The following is a 19,868-nucleotide window of genomic DNA, read 5'->3' on the forward strand; positions in this document are numbered from 1 at the left end:
CTACCCACAACTTATCGACCTTACGGTCTGATTGAAGTCGGGGATTCCTAAGAACATTAGCCTATCGGCCAATTTTTAATTAGGCTATCCCCGTAGTTCCTACGGTTAGAAGCCTTATGGCTTCATTCATTAGATTGAGTCCTGCGTTAATATCTCGATCGTGGTGAGTAGAACAAGAAGGACAATCCCATTCACGAAGATTCAGATGTTTAACGTCTTTATTATGGTACCCGCAGCCAGAACACAATTGACTAGAAGCAAACGTTTTAGATACGGTCACGATTTGTTTACCATACCATTTTGCTTTGTATTCCAACATTTTTTTGAATTGGTACCAAGATACTTCACTAATCGCTTTGGCTAGTTTGTAATTTTTTATCATATTGGACACTTGCAAGTCTTCCATTCCAATAACATCGTGGTTTTTGATGATTTCGGTAGAGACTTTATGTAAGTAATTCATTCGGGCATTTGAAATTTTTTCGTGTAGGATGGCCACTTTTCGTTTTTGTTTTTGATAGTTTTTGGCTTCAGCCAATGGTTTCTTTTGATTCAAGGCTATTTCTTGTCGCCTTGAAAGAATTCGTTGTGCTTTGGCCAATTTCTTTTCGACCGTCCGGAAGAATTTTGGGTTTTTATAGACCGTACCATCTGAAAGAAATGCAAAGTTCTTCAAACCAAGATCTACACCGCAAGAACGATTCGTTTTAGGAAGTACTTGTACATTGGTTTCGGCTAAAACGGAAATGAAATATTTACCCGAAGGGTTTCGCCTGATTGTGGCATTGATGATTCGTACTTCGACTTCGCGGCTTATAGCAAAACGAACGAGACCGAGTTTTGGTAATTTGATTTGGTTACCAATCATTCCAATATTCCCATTCGTATGTTTAGTCGTGTAGGACTGGATAGGATTCTTTTTTGATTTGAAGCGTGGTGATTTGTTTTGCTTTTTATAATATCGACTATAGGAATCTGCTAAATTTTCCACCGATTTCTGTAAGGCAATACTGTCTACTTCTTTCAGGAAAGAATACTCGTTCTTTAAAGCTGGAAGTTCTTTGATTGTTGCGTATTTATTCAGAAAAGAACCTTTCCATTCATTAGAGGGTAATTGGCCGTTCTGCTTCATTTCTTCACAGATATACCAGTAGGCATCTTTCTCCTTTTGTTTGCCTAAAAAGAAGTTATAGACAAAACGGGAGCAGCCGATCGTTTTATTGATTAGAACTAGTTGTTCTTTCGTTGGATAGACTCGAAATTTATAAGCTTTGTTTATAACCATTGGTTTCACCCCCTTATAGTTATTATTAATCAGGGAACGTATGTTTGCCAAAAGATTACTTTGGCTTATGCCAACCGCCATTCATCTCCCCCTTACCGTTGGGCTTTCGCCCTTCGCACGCTTTAAGAGGGAGTCTTCTGGCGGGAAATGATAAAAAACGATTTATTCCTCAGCATTGTTTATAATTTACTGCTTTTTTTCAAACAAAAAAGCCAAACAGAGAATATCTTTTCCCTGCTGGCTAATTTATTTTTCTTCATTAAGATCTTATTAGTCTCGTGCTGTTCTAATAAAAACCGACACGATCAAACCAATGATTGCAAGGACAAGACCGAAAATGAAGGCATCTTGAACGCCTGCAGTCAATGAACCGCTTATGGCAGATGGATCGAACGGATCTTCTGCATTTGCCATATAATTTTTTTGTGATGCTGACATGATTGTAATGGCAACGGTTGTACCGATAGCCCCCGATACTTGTTGCAAAGTATTCATTAGAGCTGTTCCATCCGGATAAAGATTTTTCGGCAGTTGATTCAGCCCATTTGTCTGGGCCGGCATCATGACCATCGAAACTCCAATCATAAGGAGAGAATGCATGACGATTACCATAATGATCGTAGTTTCAGTCGTTACGTTCGTCAAAGTCCATAACATGACAATCATGATAATGAAGCCTGGGATCACTAACCCTCTTGGCCCGAACTTATCAAAAATGCGCCCCGTAACCGGAGACATGATACCATTAAGCACTCCACCCGGTAAAAGTACAAGCCCAGCTGAAAACGCAGCTAATGCAAGCCCGGTTTGCAGGTATAGCGGTAAGAGAATCATGGATGACATGATGATCATGAAGGTGATGAAGACGGTGATTAACCCTAACGTGAACATCGGGTATTTAAAAACGCGCAAGTCAATCATCGGTTTATCCATGTTGAATTGTCTTACAGCAAACAGGAATAGCGCTATAAGTCCGACAATGATCGAGGATAGAACTATTGCATTGCTCCATCCTTGCTCTCCAACAATACTAAAACCATAAACAATTCCCCCAAAACCAATGGTCGATAAAATGATGGAAGGTACATCGATTTTAGGTTTGGTGATTGTTGAAACGTTTTGCATATACTTGAGACCGAATAGTAAAGCGATCACAAAGAACGGCAAAGACACCCAGAAAATGTAATTCCAATTTAGATTTTCAATAATCAAACCTGATACTGTCGGCCCGATTGCTGGGGCAAACATGATCACCAGCCCCATCAATCCCATCGTTGCTCCCCTTTTATGAATAGGGAAAATCAATAAAATGGTATTGAACATGAGAGGCAATAAAAGACCCGTTCCGATTGCCTGGATGACACGGGCTAGCATCAAGATGCCGAATCCAGGTGCAATTGCTGCAATGAGCGTCCCAATGATGGAGAACACCATTGAGGCAATAAATAATTGACGAGTATTGAACCACTGGATCAAGAGTCCCGAAACGGGAACCAATATCCCCAATGTTAATAGATAACCCGTTGTCAGCCACTGCACGGTCGAAGGACTGACATTGAATTCCTGGATTAAATCCCCCAACGCCATGTTTAAAGCCGTCTCACTGAATAACCCAATGAACCCTGCAATTAAAAAAGCAATTAAAATGGGGGTCGTTCTAATAACTGGGTTTTGTTGCTGTGTTGCATCTGTAGACATAAAATAGTTCCTCCAATTACTAACTGTTCGACCTAAGCTTAAGATAATTTTTCTGTATGACTTATTTATTTATCAGCAATAATGGTATCTGTTCCGCAATGGCTTGGAGAGGTTCCCCGTTTTTCGCCGTTAAGGATAAAAGGATACCTCCTTCAATTAATGCATTAATTACGATACTCAATTCTTTTGCCCGTTTCTCACTGAATTCCGCCTCGAGTAATTTCTTCACATATATGGCTTGCCAATCTTCTATCGCTTCTTGACAAGCCGTTCTTATCTGCTCACTCGTCGTATATGTTTCCGCTGCAATCGTCCCGATTGGCAGTCCTAATAGATTTTCACTATCACCAAAAACCTCGGATAAATGAAAAATATGAGTCTGAATGGCTTTGATAGGGTCTTCGATTTCATCAAATCCCCGTTTAATTTCATCTATCACGAATTCTTTTGTATGAATAATCGCTTCGATCGCCAATTCTTCTTTGCCTTTCGGAAAATAATGATACAGCGAACCTTTTGGGATACCACTTTCCTCAATAATGTCCTTAAGCCCTACACCGTAATATCCACGTATACGAAAAAGTCGGGAAGCAGCTTCAATAAGAATGTCTTTCGAGTTTCGTTTTTCTGCCATAGCTGGATCACTCCTTGAAATTATATCAACCGGTCTATTAGAGACTATACTTGTATATCATTGTTTTGTCAAAAATGACAGCCTATGAATGGAATATGCTATTGAACTCATTGAAAACAAAAAGAACACCTCATAATGGTGTTCTCTGCAAGTTTTTAAAAGAATTCAATACCTTTTATATAAAATCCGGTATTTTTTTCAAACACTTCCATTATTAATCCATCATACAGGCCTGCCTTCATTATCTTCAAGGATTCTTGTCATGATTTTTGAAATCAAGAATAGCAATTACAAACATGCCAAAGCTTAGCATCAGGGAAATAACTTCGAAAGTACCCATTCATACATCGCCTCCTTATATCCAGCTTTTCCTGATCAGAGATTGTCCTATACAAGAAAAAAATGAAAGGGTGGCTTTTAAACAAAAAAGGGCAAACCCAATCAGGGTCTGCCCTCTACTCCATTCATATCATTGATCGTTGAAACTTTCTGTTCAAATAACCGATTAATAACCTAGTTTTTTTTCCACAACGTTCATTAGGGGTTTACCGTCAGAAAAAAGCTTTAAATTTTTCAGGAATAATTCCATCACACGATCTAGGTGTTTGGAAGAGTTGTAAGCATTATGTGGGGAAACCATGACATTTTCAAGCTGCCAGAAAGGGTGATCCTCAGGTAAAGGTTCTACTTCAAACACGTCGAGCGCCGCCCCAGCTATGTGCCCGTTGCTCAAGGATTCAATTAAATCCTCATCCACAATCGTATTGCCTCGGCCGACATTAATTAAATAGCTGCCTTTTTTCATTTTATTTAATCGTTCTTCATTAAAAAAATACGACGTCTCTTTCGTAAATGGGAGCGCCAAGACAACAAAATCGGACCGTGAAAGGACCTCATCCACTTGATCCATACCCATTATCAAATCAGCAGGTTCATATTCTTCGTTCCTCTTGGCGGGATTTCGACGACAGCCAATAACGGTCATTCCAAGTGCTTTACATCGCTTTGCTATCTCAAAGCCAATGTCACCATACCCAATTATCCCCACTGTCGAATTCTCAAGGTCTGTCACAGGAATTTCAACCCATTTTTTATTCATTTGATTTCGGATCATTGTCGGCACACCTCTTGCTAACGAAAATAGCATCGCAATCGTATGCTCGGCAATCGGGACAGATGTGCAGCCCTTGACATTGGTGATGGTGACATCGCTGTTTTGAATACCTTCATTAAGCATGGCCTCCACTCCCGCACTGTCTGAATGGACCCATTGAATCTTTTGTGCCTTTTTAAGAATGCTGAGGTTATCATGAAGTCCCATCGTATAAAGAACATCAAACTTGGATAGATCAACGGTTGGCTGTGGTTCAGGTTCGCCGAATTCCCATGGTTCGACAACGACATCAGAACAAATCTCCTTCAACTCATTGATGTATTTCTCCGGTATATCGACCCTTATATAAAGTGAGGGAGCTGCTTTCTTTGATTCTGACATGATAAAACCTCCTCAAGAACCTACGATTCCTTTTTCTTTAATTAATGAGATGTCAAGTCGAATGCCATGCTTTATGATCACTTCAGGAAATCTGGTTGCTCTTTTCTAATTCTATCCCAAAGTGGTTGAAAGCTCAGCCATCCTTCATATTCCGTGCCCGTTTGTTCTGCTGTTAATTTTGCATACTCCTCCTCTATAAAAATGGGCTTACCGACTGATTCGGCCATAATCTGCGCTTGACATGAACGTTCCATCGTTATGAACCACCACGCAGCTGAATCTACAGATTGGCCCACCGTAAGCAGACCATGGTTGCGGAGGATGACAGCTTTATATTGACCTAAAGCCCTAGCGATGCGTTTCCCTTCTTCAGATGCATAAACCACACCAGTAAAATCATCGAACAATGCATGATCTTTATAGAATTGGCAGGCATCTTGCGTAATCGGATCTAGCAGTCTCCCTAATGAAGACCATGTCTTTCCATATACCGAATGAGCATGTGCCGCTGCTATGGCATCCGGTCGTGCTTTATGGATTTCCGAATGAATGGCAAAGGCAGCACCATTCACTGAATGTTCCCCCTCTACTATTTCACCTTTATGATTAACCAATATAAGATCGGAAACGGAAATTTGACTAAAATGCATCCCAAACGGATTAACCCAGAAATGGTCAGGATATTTAGGATCGCGGACCGTAATATGGCCAGCTATCCCTTCATCGAAACCAAACTTTGAAAAAAGACGGAATGAAGCTGCCAATCGTTCTTTCCGGTGATTACGTTCTTCTTCCATTGTATTGAATGTTGCGGGTTGCAGGGAAATTGTCTTTGTCATTTTTCTTTCCTCCTCGATTCTTTTTCCTCATTTTTTGCCTACCATCAATTAGCCATGGTGTCCATGTCCGCTTTATCCTTTACATCTTGTTTTACCTCATTATTGGGGCTGAGGAAAGTAAGGGTAGTGATGACGACAAAACTAGTAGCGAGTCCGTATAGAATGGGTTGAGTGGAGGAAGGTCCATTAATGACCAATCCAACAATAATAACGATCATGCTAGCTAGAATGGAGTAGAATGCAGCTTTAGCCGTGACTCTCTTCCAAAAGAAGCCAAGAATGATCGGAAAGAACACAGCACCGGATAAAATTGCGTAAGCTACATCCAGTGCAACTAAAATATCTTGAATCCATATCGAAACGATTATGGTCAATACACCAATCGTTAAAGTTGTAATTCGAGATGTTTTTAAAAATTGACGTTCACTCATTCCTGGACCGATATATTTTTTAATGATGTCATTAACAACTAAAGTGGACGAAGCAAGCAATGTTCCTGAAGCTGTGGACATAAGGGCAGATACCACACTCGCAATGACAACCCCCAATAGACCAGCAGGTAAAGTTTCCATCGCTATACTAGTAAATGCATTTTGTGGATCGCCTAAATTAGGAAGGATAATAAAAGCGCACATTCCAATGATACTGATTGCAATCGCATAAAAAACACTATATATTCCCGCTCCTACCGTTCCGCCACGAGAGATCGCTTTGGTTCGTGCGGTAAAAAGACGCTGCCAAATATCTTGGCCAACAACTACCCCTAGAGTAAATAGTAGGAAATATTGAAAAATTGTCTCTCCGCCAATGTTGCCTAACTCGAAATGTGATGCAGGGAGATTTTCTTTAAGCGAGCCCCACCCTCCTGCCTTAGAGATGCTCATCGGAAGCATGATAAAGAAAATACCGATCGTCATGATGACGAATTGCACGACATCAGTCATGGTGACTGACCACATACCACCTAAAATTGTATAAAATAAAACGATCCCACCCCCGACTATCATGGAAACTGTTAAATTCCAGCCAGCCAAAACATGTAAGATTGTCCCCATCCCGATCACTTGCGTTACAGTCAGCATGAATGTATAGATAACAGAGACAAGGGCACTGATCAATCTTGTTTGAGAGTTGTAGCGCTTCTCAAGCATTTCACTGATCGTCAGTACTTTTAAATCAAAGATCTTATTCGTTAAAAACAACCCGATTGCGATAATCCCGAGCCCGATCATCACAACTAGCCAAATACCGGATATCCCAAACTGATAACCTAACTTTGCTGTTCCTAGAGTAGAAGCTCCCCCTAATATAACAGCAGCTAAACAGGATAAATACATAAAATGACCGAGATTACGCCCTGCTACAATGAAATCATCTGCTGTTTTTGCCCGTTTGGATCCGATTACTCCCACAATGATTAAAACAGAAAAGTATAGAATCATGATCGATATATCCAAAATATGCATGTACACATCTCCTTTTAAAGTTGTTTTATTTTATAACGCCTTTTGTTAAAGATGGAAGGAAGGGATTTTTCTTCGATCCCTTCCATTAGAATGGAAACTAGTTGTTAAGCTGTGTTTCCAAATCTCCCACTCTCTCTTTTTTCTCCAGTTTCCCTTTTTTTGCGAGAGCGATGAGAGTGATGAATTCATAGACAATATTAGCGGCCGCTGCAGCCGTGATTTGCCCGTGATCGTATGATGGTAAAACCTCAACAAGATCGAATCCAACAAAATCTATATTCGTCAATCCTCTCACTAAGGCTAAAGCATCATCAATGCTGGCACCGGAAACTTCAGGTGTTCCCGTTCCTGGAGCATAGACCGGATCTAAAAAATCAATGTCAAAAGATAAAAACACCGGACCATTCGCAACACGCTCATGAATGACCCCTAGCATCTTTTCGACCCCGATACGTTTATAATCGTTTGTCGTATAAACGCCCAAACCTAAATCCCGGGCATCCTGAAGATCTTCCGGTCCGTACAGACCACCCCTCATACCAATTTGAAGAGATCGCGATACATCGATGAGACCCTCTTCTATTGCGCGGCGAAAAACGGTTCCGTGATTATACTTTTGATCAAAATAACTATCCCAAGTATCAGAGTGAGCATCAAATTGAAGCAAGGCAACAGGTCCATGTTTTTTTACGATCGCACGTAACTCCCCTAGTGTAATGGAATGATCGCCTCCCAATGAAATGGGAATGATCCCTTTTTCAATGACGGGAGTAAGCTCTTCTTCGATCTTTTTATATGTTTCAGAAATATACCCCGGAATGATCGGAATATCCCCATAATCAATTCCTGATATATAGTCAAAAATATTAATATCTTGTTCTGGGTTATAAGGACGTAAAAGGATTGAAAAATCGCGAATGGCTTCTGGTCCGAATCTCGCACCCGTTCTAAATGATTGCCCGGAATCAAAAGGAATTCCCGTAATGACAAAATCCATATGTTCATCTATCTGTTCAACAAATGGGAGCCGCATAAACGTACGTACTCCACAAAAACGGGGTGATTTGAATGAGTCTTTCGGTTGATACTTCATCATGTAACATCCTCCTAAATTCTAATTCTGCTATTATTATTTTTCACTCCACTGCAATTGCAGATGCCATACAAACTTCCATCTTTTCTAATAGAATGGATATATATAACACCCTTGAAAATTCCCTTCTTACCTTTTACATAAGCAAGATTCAGGCCAACTATTTCTCTGCAGTATATAAGGCTTTTCATTATTTTGTTTCATCAAATGATTAAAAACTTAATCATTTTCTTGTTTTTTAATTTAATTTTTGATTATTTAGACTTTTTGATTTATATTTTAATTAAACAGCATCCCAAAACCCAAAGGAGCGGAACTCATGTACGACGATATGTTGGAGGAAGAACTAAATAAGATTATTGAGACATCGAATAATAACATTCTCATTACCGATCAAGATGGAATCATTTTATATTCCAACCCAAAGCTTTGGGAGATTTATGGTATGGAAAGTGACTCTTATATCGGTACCTCCGTCTATCAATTAGAAAGCGAGGGACTTCTCACACCTTCCATCAATGCGATTGTTTTAAAAGAAAAGAAAGCTAAGCGCATAATGCAAGAAACAAAAACAGGTCATGTTGTCATGTCGACTGGCTATCCCATTTTTAATAAGGAAGGACTTCTCGTTAGGGTAATCAGCTATGGTCAGGATCAAACCGAGATCCTGCAATTGCAGGATCAATTTGAGCAATTACAACGAAAAGTAAAAGGCTATCAAACTGAAGTCGAGGATTTAAGGGAAAGGGAACTGGATTACCATTATATGATTGCTAGAAGTAATGAAACGAAGCATATTTTAAAAACGATCCATAATGTTGCAAAAACCGATGTCACGATTCTCTTATTAGGACCTTCCGGGGTAGGGAAAACCACTTTTGCCCGTGCTGTTCATGACCAAAGCAACAGAAAGAAAGAACCTTTTATCGAAGTGAATTGCAGTACGATACCTGATAGTTTGTTTGAATCAGAAATATTCGGCTATGAGCCGGGGTCATTTACAGGGGCAAATAAACAAGGAAGGCAAGGCCTGATCGAGCAAGCTGACAGCGGAACTCTTTTCTTGGATGAAATCGGGGAACTTCCACTTACCATGCAAGCTAAATTACTGAAAGTATTACAGGAAAAAAAGATAAAGCGCATCGGTGGAAAAAAAGATAACTATATTAACTTCCGCCTGGTTGCAGCAACTAATCAAGATTTGAAGGATATGGTAAGTCAAGGTAAGTTTAGATTGGACTTATATTACCGTTTGAATGTGATTCCCATCCAAATTCCGGCATTATATGAACGTAAAGAAGATATCCCTCTCTTAATTCAGCATTACTTACAGAAAACCAGTGATAAATACCAGAAATTCAAAAAAATCCATCCATCGACTTATGAAGTTTTGACTCATTATCATTGGCCCGGAAATATACGAGAATTAGAAAACTTAATTGAACGGTTAATCCTGACCATCGAAGAACCAATTATATTTCCCGAACACCTTCCGCAATCCATCACAGGGCAAATAGAACAGCCTGAAGACTCCACCGTCTTGACTATCGAACAGGAATGTGAAGAGAATTTCGATTTAAAGAAGACACTGGAAAAGGTTGAAAGGCAACTGATTGCAAAAGCATGGAAAAAATGTAAAACCACATACGAAATGGCAGAACATTTGGGCATCAGCCAGCCAACAGTCATCTATAAATTAAAGAAATACAAAAAATATTTGTAAATTCATCTGGACTAGAATCTCTGCAAACCTTGAATGGTCCTTAACCTTTAGTAATAGATGTATTCAAGCTAAGGGAGCTTTTTGAAACCTTATATGTCGGCAAATCAAGTGAAACCTATGATGATTATCGACAATAAGGCCAATTAAAAAAGCCCTAAATACATTCCAGCGAAAAAAATCCACATTCATGATGAAAGGGATTCACAAATATGATTTACGTTTCCATATTATTATGGTTAAAGATTTGCAGGCTTACATTAATTCAACCGAATGATTGTCAGTGAAGCTCCTGCCCCACCTGTTAAAATAACGGTAGCCACTAGACCAAATATCTGAAGAAAGGTTGTATCACCTGCTGATAAATATAGAATCACATCATTATTATAATTAGAAATCGCGACTGCTGGTGATATTATGGAGCTGGGAATAGGTGTAGCACCATTTAGAATTAACCTCGAACCAGCAAGAAGTCCAGCGGTTGTATTTATTTGATACGTCAAGAATTAAAGACAAGTCACAGGAACGGTAAACGTAGTGTTTCCTCCATTCACTGAAAGTGACCCTGAATTTTGGTTACTTATAAGCGGAAACCGGTTGTCCCCACTTCTCCTGTTGCACCCGTTTCACCTGTTATTCCTGTAGCTCCTGTTTCTCCGTTTGCTCCTATTATTCCAGTTGTACCAGTTTCCCGGGTGATCCAGTAGCTCCTATTATTCCAGTTGCTCCGGTTGTTCCGGTTTCCCCCCTGCTTTATAGACCCAATAATTCATACTATCAGAAATCCTCCTGGTATGTTTGGCCAACTCCCCAAATGTGGTTTTTTCACATCTTAGTCGAAATGCAAAAAGGCTCCCATAAAAGGAAGCCATTCATTTACTAACATAGCAAACTTGCCAAACATTTTTATGCTTTCAAGCTTTTTTCCAATTTGGAACCGCAAGATTCGCGGATGATCAACTCATCTTTCAGAACGAATTTTTTCTTTTCAATGGTTCCGCCTTTCATTAAGGTCAGCAATAAGTTCGTTGCCTTTTTCCCTATTTCGTACTTAGGCTGGTCAATGGTCGTAATATGAGGATTAAAAATCGATGCTATTTTCAAATTATCAAAACCAACGACAGCAATATCCTCGGGAACGCTCAACCCATGATCCTGGATCGCCTTTACAGCTCCCAGCGCCATTTCATCATTAAAAACAAACACTGCTTCAGGCTTGTTTTTCAGCGATAATAATTTCACCATCTGGTCATAACCTGAGTCAATGCCATAATCCCCTTCCTGGATGAATTCCGGGATGAATTCCGGGTTGACTTTCAAGTGATGATTCTTCATTGCCTGCTGGAACCCCCCTAGGCGATCCCGGCTAAGAATGATGTTCATTGGCCCTGTTATATGGGCGATCCGTGTATGTCCAAGCTTGATTAAATGTTCCGTTACTTTTCTGGCACTGCTTACATTGTCGATCGATACAGTTGGAATGTCCAGTCCGTCCACGTATTCACATGCCAGCACAATCGGAAATTGATTCGATAGTTTTTCCAGGCTCTCCCTGTTCATTCTAGCAGTAAGGAGTAACGCTCCATCCGCCTGCTTTTTATATAGCAAATCGATGTATTCCTTTTCCCGCTCAATGTCGTTCTCCGTATCTCCCAATATAACCTGATAGCCATTTTCTACAGCTGTATGCTCAATGCCCCGAAGCACTTCGGAAAAAAAGGGCCTTGTTATATCCGGAACGACGACCAGAATGATCTTCGTCTCTTTCGTCCTGAACTGACTGGCGATCATGTGAGGCTTGTAATTCATCTCTTCAATCACCTGCAGCACCTTTTGTTTGGTATCCTCGCTGACTAAGTCCGGCTGTCTGAGCACTCTTGAAACGGTTGCAGGAGATACGTTGGCCAATTTAGCCACATCGCTCATTTTCATACTATTATCTCCACCTGCCTATTTCTTTTTGTGATTTTCATTAAGTTCATTATAAAGTAATTTAGACTTCATGTTAAAATATCGAATTCTCAGGCAACGTTTCTTTCAAAACATTCATGGATTTTTTAATTCATTTAAAAATTGCTTTCGTTTTGCGGCACTGCCAAGAAGTCCATCGAGATCGAGATGTGGATCATCGGACCATGCCACATCCAAGCTCCAGTGTCTCTATTCCCTGATCCACACACGTATCCAGCATCTCTTCAAATGGCATGTAAACTAAAATATCAGTAACTAAACCCTTACACATCGCTTAGTTCCATTTCAAATTATGTTTTGTTGCTTTCCTTTCAAGGCGACTCCAAAAAATCATAAAGAACACAGCGGTTGCACCTAATGATCCAGCGAAATAAAATCCTGCAGAAATACCTAAATGTGAAATCAATACTCCTGCAATGAAGGGTCCCGCAAACATACCAATCGCGTAGATTGCTTGATATGCCCCCATGGCCGTTGCCCTTTTTTCAAGGGGAATCGACTCCACCGCCATTCCTAAAAATAATGGAAAAAGAATGCCTAATGAGAATCCATTCAATCCTTGAATCAGAAAAAGCATCCCTTTTGTATCTATCATTGGCGTACATATTGTAAAAATGGCCGTTAGTCCGAAAGCTAGTTTCAGTAACCTCCATTGTCCGAATAATGGTACGAATATTTTACCGCTAAGCATGGTGGCAATGGCATGTGGAATCATGAATGAAAAGATGACCATGCTGATTTCATCAGTCTGGAGCCCAAGCTTTAAAGCAAATGCCGGGGTGAAGCCGAACATTGTCGTGAAGATGATGCCATGTGCAAGAATGGATAGAAATGATACTTTTAATAGCGCCGGTTCAAGCATGACTGATACCAGTTCTTTCAATTGAATAGGCTCTTTGTGAAAATCTTCGTTCGATTCATAAATAAAAAGTGAAAGGACGATACCAACGAAACCGATAATTCCTCCTATCCAAAAAGGCGCGTGCCATCCCCATAGATCGACAATGTATCCGCTGATCGCCATTCCAAGCAGCTGTGCCAGAACCACAGCTAACGAGATACTGCCCATCGCTCGGTGAAGATCACGATCTGAAAAATAGCTGGAAAATAAAATGGTGAACGCTACCCAAGTTGCGGCGGCAACTCCAGCTAATGAGCGGGCCAAAAGGATCCAGCCTAAACTATCGGCCCATGCAAATGTCACGCAACTCAAAGTACTCACGACCATTCCAAAGATAATAAAAGGTTTTCTTACTTTTATGAGGTCGGAAAAAATTCCGAACGGAAGCCTGAAGAGAAATTGCATCAGTCCATAACTGCCTAATACCAGGCCGATAAATGTATAATCTCCTCCAATCGTCTCAAGGTAAGGAGACAAAATGGGTATATAAATGAAATTTGAAAACCAAAAAATAAATGAGAGCACTAAAAACAAAAATCTATTTCGTGCGGTATGTAACAAAGTCATTGCACCACTTCCTCTGACCAGTAAGCTATTTTTTACCAATGGCACCTCATATAAAAAGTGAATATACAAAAAGGTGCCCGCAACGTAATTGGGAACACCTTTTCATTCTTAAGCCTTTCCACTTGTATTGAACTCTGCCATTTTCCTTTTCACGACGGAGATGATAGCCTCTTTCGCTGGTGTGATGATGGCGCGAGGCTCGTATACTTTTCCTTCAACGGCCAATACTTCCCGAATCGTTTTTGCCCACACTTGTATGCTTTCGGTATTGACATTTATTTTAGCGTGTCCAAGTTCAATTGCTTTTTTGATTTGGTGCAGTGGAATACCAGAACCACCGTGTAAGACGAGGGGCACATTCGTCATGTTCGAAATTAATTCCATTTCCTCAAAACCGAGTTTAGGTTCTCCTTGATATGGTCCATGAACGGAACCCAAAGCAGCCGCTAGTGCATCAATTTCCGTTTCTTTTACAATCCTACTGCATTCACGGGGATCTGCATATTGAATACCGCCGACGAGGCCATCTTCCGTCCCTCCGACTGTCCCCACTTCCGCCTCAACGGAAACGCCGCTCTTTTGGGCATAGTCGACAACCATTTTGGTGATTTCAATATTTACATCTATTGGATGATGGGAGCCATCGATCATGACCGATGTAAAACCCGCATCGATCGCTTTCTTGCAACGTTCCACATCCATTCCATGATCAAGATGAAGGGCAACTGGAACCGTAATGTCCATTTCTTCCATAAGGCTTTTTACCATAGCCGCAATCGTTTTAAATCCGCCAAGATAATCAACAAGCCTGTCCGATGCCGCAAGTATGATCGGCGCTCGTTCCTCATTGGCAGCCTGTAAAAACGACTGGGCGAATGCCAAACCATTAATATTATATTGACCCACAGCATACCTTTCTGCTTTTGCTTTTAAAAGCATCTCACTCATTGATACTAAAGGCATTATTCCATCACCCCCTTTTATTCACGAGATTATCATGATCCACTTATAAATTCTGTAGAGCAAAGTACTTCGAAATAACTTGAATTGTCGTTTCTTTTGCGGTCTTAATGGCTTCTTCAGCATCGAGTTCATAATATTCTGGACGGAACAATTCCACAGAGGCGACGTCAGAATAACCAATTCCCCTCAAGATGGATAATATGCTGTCTAAATCTATGGCACCATGCCCAGGCCATACCCGGTCTTCATCCGTCAAAAAGCCGATCGGAAAATCCTCTGTATCATCAATGTGTAAAATGAAGATTTTCTCCCCATCCGCTTTCTTCAAGTCTTCCAAACTGGAACCCATAGCATGGAAGTGAAAACAGTCCAGCACCAACCCAACATTATCACGGTTGACTGTTTCAACGATATCGTATGCCTGTCCAAATGTATTCACAGTACATTGCGGATGCCCGACAAATTCCACTGCAATTTTAACGCCAAACGGTTCAGCAATCTCGGAAAGCTCAGCCAATACTTCCACACAGCTGTTTTTAATATCTTCTTTCAATATTTTCGCTTCCGTTACAAGCGGAACCGCCACCACATATTTCACACCCAATTTCTTCGCCATGATCATCATGTTTTTAAATTCGGCTATTATCGCCTTATGGCCGTCTTCATCTCGGTTATTAAAGAATACGAGAGCGTTGAAGGCAAGTGGTTTAATATGATTTGCGTTAAAAAATTCGGCTAGGTCTTCAATAGAGTGCTCTTCCAAATACTCAGGCAATTTATCCATGGTACGGATTTCGATATAATCGTAACCATGTTTTTCACAGTGTTTGAGATCTTTGACCAAGTTGGAATTTTCAAGTGTTGTCGCTTGGTTGAAACAAAGTTTCATTCTGTCAGCCTCCAATTCTTTCTGCTAAACCCAATCCGTCTCTCATTTTTTGAAGCATAAGCTTACTTGACCAGTCTGCTTTGTCGATCCAAGCAAATACTGCATTTGTCGCGATGCCGTCAAAATTCATTTCTTTCAGTTTTTTGAAGATCGTATCAAAGTCAACTTCCGCTTCGCCGATGTTCAAATGCTGGTGGACGGTTGCCTCGACGCCTGGAGGATTGACGATATAACGGAGTCCGTTGGATGCTTTATGATTGAATGTATCTGCAAACAAGACGTGCTGCAGGCGATCCCCGGCAGAATCGAACATAGGGGCAATATCGCCTTTGCCATCATCATAGAAAAATGTATGTGCGGTTGAATACACAAGGTTTATCCACGGACGGTCAAGGGCACGGATCATATCCATCGCTCCCTCATGCGTTTCGATGAAATCGAATGGGTGTGCCTGCAAATTCAGTTTAACGCCTTCCCTTTCAAATACCGGGAGAAGTTCATCCATTGATTTAATGAATTTCTCTTCACAGATAACTTCATTGAATTTAGAACCGTTAAATTCACTATTCATCAAGTCAACATCCAATTCCACTGCCACTTCAATGGCACGTTTCCAATTACGGACAGCCGCCTGGCGCCTTTCCTCATCCGGACCGGCCCAGTAGTATAGCGGAAGCAAGGATGATATCTTCACACCTGCGTCACTACACCAGCGTTTCAAATTTTTAATCTGTTCCTTATCCACTTTAGGATATTTATAGAATGGGCAAAAATCTTCCCTCGGTGACAGTTCGATATATTCATAGCCAAGTTCCGCCGTTTTATCGACCATTTCTTTTAATGATAAATTGGCATACATTGTAGGATCCAAAGCTAGTTTCATTGTCGTTCCCCCTATAATTCATTTTAGTTTTCGATGCATAGTTACGTTCACTGTACAGTGATTTTTCCCGTATAAAAAACGGGCTTCTCTTCTAGAGCAACGGATTCTTTCTGTCCTGACTCTTGTGCTTTTACACAAGCATCAGCTGTTACGGCAGCAATGTATCCGTCCCATGAAGTCGGACCATTCGGCTGACCTGTCTTTATAATGGAATCTATGAAATCCTGTAATTCTATGTCATATGCATCCATAAAACGATCTTTCCAATCTACCAAGATATCCGTGCTCCGTTTTGCGCCTTTCCTTGTCACGATGCTCGCCGGTTCAGGAAGATATGCAACACCGTCCTCACCAATGACTTCACATTGGATATCATAGCCATATTTACAATTCACAAATACTTCAGCTTGAATGACAATCCCGCTCTTCGTTTCCATTATGATGAGTTGGGGATCTTTTAAATTAGCATGCGCGCGGCTTGCTTTCTTCGGGTAAATGACTTGAACTGATTTGTAATCATCGCTGATTAACCAATGCAATACATCAATCTCATGAATCAATGTATCAACGACCGCCATTTCCGTCGTATATTTTTCATCCACTTCTGGATTGCGGTGTACGCAGCGGACCATGAGCGGCTCGCCAATTTCATTTCTATCAATGGCTTCTTTCAGTTGTACGTAACCGCTATCATAACGTCGCATAAAACCAACTTGCACCAAACGCTTCCCGTGTTTCATTTCCGCTTCGGCAATTCTCCTGCAGCCTTCCGCCGTTGTTGCCAGTGGCTTTTCACAGAATACATATTTGCCAGCTTCAATCGCATTCAATACGTTTTGCTCATGTGCAGGGCCCCAACTCGTAACAAGCACAGCATCGACATTTTCCGAGTTTACGAGTGATTGGTCATCCGGATATACAAGTGCCTCAAGTCCATATTGTTCCACGACCTGTTTTGCCGCCTCTTCATTCACATCGGTTACAGCCACAATTTTCCCTCCGGATAATTTGTCTGTAATTCTTTTAATATGCTCCCGGCCGATGGCACCCGTTCCTATTACACCAAAATTTAATGTCATGATCATATTCCTCCTTTTATGAATATCTGGTTTATTACTCTATAATTCTTAAATTATTTGTGTTATTTCGTTTGCAGGTTCTTTTCCATGATTGCGGAAGTTTTGTTCAAGCTGTTCAAGTGTAAGTCCTCTCGTTTCCGGTAAACACTTTTTCACAAAGATGATAGCGATGATGCCTAAAGCGAAAAAGATATAGAATGTGGTAGACAATCCGACTTTATCTAATAAAACCGGGAATGTTAAGCCGATTAGAAAGTTCACGCCCCAAAGGAAAAATACGGTGACACCCATACCGAGCCCACGTACTTGAAGCGGGAAGATCTCTGAAAGCATCAACCAGGTAACCGGTGAAATGGCTCCCTGCTGAAAGGCAAGGAAAGTGACGGTCAAGGACAAAACGATATAGGGAAGGGCAGCCGTCCCTTCGAGAAGGGAAGATAAGACGCCAATCAAAAGCAATGTGGTCGTAGTCCCGATCAAACCGGTTATGAGCATTGGACGGTGCCCGATTTTACCAAGCAGCCAGATACCTAAAACCGTTGCCAAAACAGAAATGATACCGTTTGCAATATTCCCGATCAAAGCAGCTTTTGTCTCAAACCCTGCATCCTTTAAAATTTGGGTACCATAGTACATGATAGAATTAACGCCCGTTATTTGCTGAACGATGGCAATCCCGATTCCAAGAAAGACGATTCTCCGTATCCAGGGGACGGTCAAATCTTTATATGTAGCCTTTTTAACATGGTTCTCCTTATCGAATGTCGCTTTGATTCCCTGAAATTCCGATTCTGCCTCATCCATTTTACGTATTCTTTTCAAAACCTTCAGGGCATCTTCATTTTTGTTCTTGGACACAAGCCACCTTGGACTTTCAGGCAACCTGATCATGCCAAAGAAAAGAAGTATAGCTGGAAGTGATGCTATTGCCAGCATGTAACGCCAAACATGTGAACTGTCACCCATCGTTGTCCCTAGAATGGCATTGAAGATGAATGCAAGCAGCTGTCCGCTAACAATCATCAATTCATTTTGGGTGACGATCCTGCCGCGTCGTTCAGCAGGAGACATTTCCGCCAAATAAGTAGGAACGGTTACTGACGCCCCGCCTACCGCAATGCCGAGTAAAAAACGGCAAGCAATCATGACCGTAACATTCGGTGCAAACGTGCATCCAAGGGTGGAAAAGAAAAAAAGTACCGAAAGAAAAAGAATGTTTTTTCGGCGGCCCGCATAATCCGAAAGCCTGCCTCCCAGAAACGCTCCAAGTGCCGCGCCTAATAGAAGTGAACTGGCAACAAGTCCTTGCGTAAGTGAATTGAGGTTAAGTTGATCCGCTTCGGACATGAACGGCAAAGCGCCATTAATGACACCTGTATCATATCCGAACAAAAGACCGCCTAACGTCGAGATAATAATAATCTTGCGTAAGAATGCCATTTGATTTCCATCATTACTCAAGTTAATCACTTCTTTCCGGTTTTTAATCTTGAACTAGGAGCAGCCTGTCATTTATATACTTGCGAGCCATTAATGCGTATTCCAATGGATGAGCAACGGACGGATCTTGTTCCGCTTCTACTACAATCCAGCCTTTATAATGATTTTTCAGTAATGTATGGTAAGCTTCCACAAAGTCAATACAGCCGTCACCAGGCACTGTGAACATACCCGCTAAAAAAGATTCTTGAAATGATTTTCCCTCTTTCCGGCACTGCTCCAGCACGTCATGCCTTACATCCTTGAAATGAACGTGTCCAATGCGGTCGATATGCTTTTGCAGAAGGGACTTGCAATCGCCATCCGATACATAAATATGTCCAGTATCATATAACAGATGCACTTTCTTTTCGGTATTTTCCATAAGGCGGTCAATTTCACTCAGTGTCTGGACCCCTGTCCCCATGTGGTGGTGATACACCAGTTTTAAGTTGTAAAGTCCAGCAATATCCCCGAGCCGATTCAGGCCCGTACACAATATTCCCCATTCTTCATCAGTAAAGTGGGGCTTTTCCTTAAATACATCGTACCTTCCGCCTTGGATACTGTAAGTCTGTTCGGATACTACCGCTACATCTCCATCGACAGCCTGTAAATATTTGCAGTGTTCATGGAAATCCCGTTCTGCTTTTTCGATGCCATCACGGATGATGAAACTGCTGAACCACTGACCGGCTATTTTTAAGTTCCGAAGCTGCAGCTCTTTATTCAGGACCGCCGGTTCCGGGAAGAAACCTCCTACTTCGGTCCCCTGAAATCCTGCCACGACAATATCGCTTAAAAGGTGGGATAAGGTGTTTTCAGCCCCGATTTCCGGAATATCATCATTACGCCAGCCAATTGGGGCAATCCCCCACGAAATCTCCTGCATTATTGACTTCCCCC

18 protein-coding genes are annotated in these 19,868 nt (G+C 41.2%); 1 reads left to right on the forward strand and 17 read right to left on the reverse strand.

From position 1 onward, the window contains the following. Window positions 1–79 precede the first annotated feature (79 nt). From tnpB to speB, 8 genes are all read right to left on the reverse strand, one after another. The gene (gene tnpB / locus BS1321_RS08165) at window positions 80–1,285 is read right to left on the reverse strand and encodes an IS200/IS605 family element RNA-guided endonuclease TnpB (RefSeq protein ID WP_094246684.1); all 1,206 of its coding nucleotides are present in this window, start codon (window positions 1,283–1,285) and stop codon (window positions 80–82) included. A gap of 270 nt (window positions 1,286–1,555) precedes the next feature. After that, window positions 1,556–2,983, reverse strand: a complete 1,428-nt coding sequence (locus tag BS1321_RS08170; RefSeq protein WP_063235427.1) for an MDR family MFS transporter — start codon at window positions 2,981–2,983, stop codon at window positions 1,556–1,558. 61 nt (window positions 2,984–3,044) lie between these two features. Next, the gene (locus BS1321_RS08175; RefSeq protein ID WP_063235426.1) at window positions 3,045–3,617 is read right to left on the reverse strand and encodes a TetR/AcrR family transcriptional regulator; all 573 of its coding nucleotides are present in this window, start codon (window positions 3,615–3,617) and stop codon (window positions 3,045–3,047) included. A gap of 247 nt (window positions 3,618–3,864) precedes the next feature. Further along, window positions 3,865–3,957, reverse strand: a complete 93-nt coding sequence (locus BS1321_RS28735; protein WP_220126990.1) for a putative holin-like toxin — start codon at window positions 3,955–3,957, stop codon at window positions 3,865–3,867. 165 nt (window positions 3,958–4,122) lie between these two features. Beyond that, window positions 4,123–5,112, reverse strand: a complete 990-nt coding sequence (locus tag BS1321_RS08180) for a D-2-hydroxyacid dehydrogenase (RefSeq protein ID WP_063235425.1) — start codon at window positions 5,110–5,112, stop codon at window positions 4,123–4,125. 77 nt (window positions 5,113–5,189) lie between these two features. Next, window positions 5,190–5,951: a class II aldolase/adducin family protein gene (locus BS1321_RS08185; RefSeq protein WP_063235424.1), complete on the reverse strand. Its 762-nt coding sequence runs from the start codon at window positions 5,949–5,951 to the stop codon at window positions 5,190–5,192. A 44-nt stretch (window positions 5,952–5,995) separates the two neighbouring features. Then, entirely contained in the window at window positions 5,996–7,417 is a 1,422-nt protein-coding gene (locus tag BS1321_RS08190) for a sodium:solute symporter family protein (RefSeq protein WP_063235422.1), read from the reverse strand. A gap of 97 nt (window positions 7,418–7,514) precedes the next feature. Continuing rightward, entirely contained in the window at window positions 7,515–8,513 is a 999-nt protein-coding gene (gene speB / locus BS1321_RS08195) for an agmatinase (protein ID WP_063235421.1), read from the reverse strand. A gap of 316 nt (window positions 8,514–8,829) precedes the next feature. Between speB and BS1321_RS08200 the strand changes: the two genes are divergently transcribed. Further along, window positions 8,830–10,233 carry a sigma-54 interaction domain-containing protein gene (locus BS1321_RS08200; protein ID WP_063235420.1) on the forward strand — a complete coding sequence of 468 codons (1,404 nt, stop codon included), beginning with the start codon at window positions 8,830–8,832 and terminating at the stop codon, window positions 10,231–10,233. A 257-nt stretch (window positions 10,234–10,490) separates the two neighbouring features. Here BS1321_RS08200 and BS1321_RS28115 read toward each other — a convergent pair whose 3' ends face one another. From BS1321_RS28115 to iolE, 9 genes are all read right to left on the reverse strand, one after another. Continuing rightward, window positions 10,491–10,733: a BclA C-terminal domain-containing protein gene (locus tag BS1321_RS28115; RefSeq protein WP_232522776.1), complete on the reverse strand. Its 243-nt coding sequence runs from the start codon at window positions 10,731–10,733 to the stop codon at window positions 10,491–10,493. Window positions 10,734–11,136: 403 nt separating this feature from the next. Next, window positions 11,137–12,162, reverse strand: coding sequence for a LacI family DNA-binding transcriptional regulator (locus BS1321_RS08215; RefSeq protein WP_063235419.1), 1,026 nt, complete (start codon window positions 12,160–12,162; stop codon window positions 11,137–11,139). A gap of 313 nt (window positions 12,163–12,475) precedes the next feature. Next, window positions 12,476–13,669, reverse strand: a complete 1,194-nt coding sequence (locus BS1321_RS08220; protein WP_063235417.1) for an MFS transporter — start codon at window positions 13,667–13,669, stop codon at window positions 12,476–12,478. Between the two features lie 108 nt (window positions 13,670–13,777). After that, a complete protein-coding gene (gene fba / locus BS1321_RS08225; protein ID WP_063235416.1) occupies window positions 13,778–14,632 on the reverse strand; it encodes a class II fructose-1,6-bisphosphate aldolase in 855 nt (284 codons plus the stop codon). A gap of 43 nt (window positions 14,633–14,675) precedes the next feature. Further along, on the reverse strand, window positions 14,676–15,521 hold the full coding sequence (gene iolI, locus BS1321_RS08230; protein WP_063235415.1) for a 2-keto-myo-inositol isomerase: 846 nt from the start codon (window positions 15,519–15,521) through the stop codon (window positions 14,676–14,678). Between the two features lie 4 nt (window positions 15,522–15,525). Further along, window positions 15,526–16,404 (reverse strand): sugar phosphate isomerase/epimerase family protein, encoded by an 879-nt coding sequence (locus BS1321_RS08235; RefSeq protein ID WP_053533868.1) that lies wholly within the window; start codon window positions 16,402–16,404, stop codon window positions 15,526–15,528. Window positions 16,405–16,451: 47 nt separating this feature from the next. Beyond that, complete coding sequence (iolG, locus tag BS1321_RS08240; protein ID WP_063235414.1) at window positions 16,452–17,483, reverse strand: bifunctional inositol 2-dehydrogenase/D-chiro-inositol 1-dehydrogenase; 1,032 nt, start codon at window positions 17,481–17,483, stop codon at window positions 16,452–16,454. 48 nt (window positions 17,484–17,531) lie between these two features. After that, entirely contained in the window at window positions 17,532–18,944 is a 1,413-nt protein-coding gene (locus BS1321_RS08245; protein ID WP_063235412.1) for a sugar porter family MFS transporter, read from the reverse strand. Between the two features lie 22 nt (window positions 18,945–18,966). Next, on the reverse strand, window positions 18,967–19,854 hold the full coding sequence (gene iolE / locus BS1321_RS08250) for a myo-inosose-2 dehydratase (protein WP_063235411.1): 888 nt from the start codon (window positions 19,852–19,854) through the stop codon (window positions 18,967–18,969). Window positions 19,855–19,868 lie beyond the last annotated feature (14 nt).

It is taken from the genome of Peribacillus simplex NBRC 15720 = DSM 1321 (genome assembly GCF_002243645.1).
Classification (GTDB): Bacteria; Bacillota; Bacilli; order Bacillales; family DSM-1321; genus Peribacillus; species Peribacillus simplex.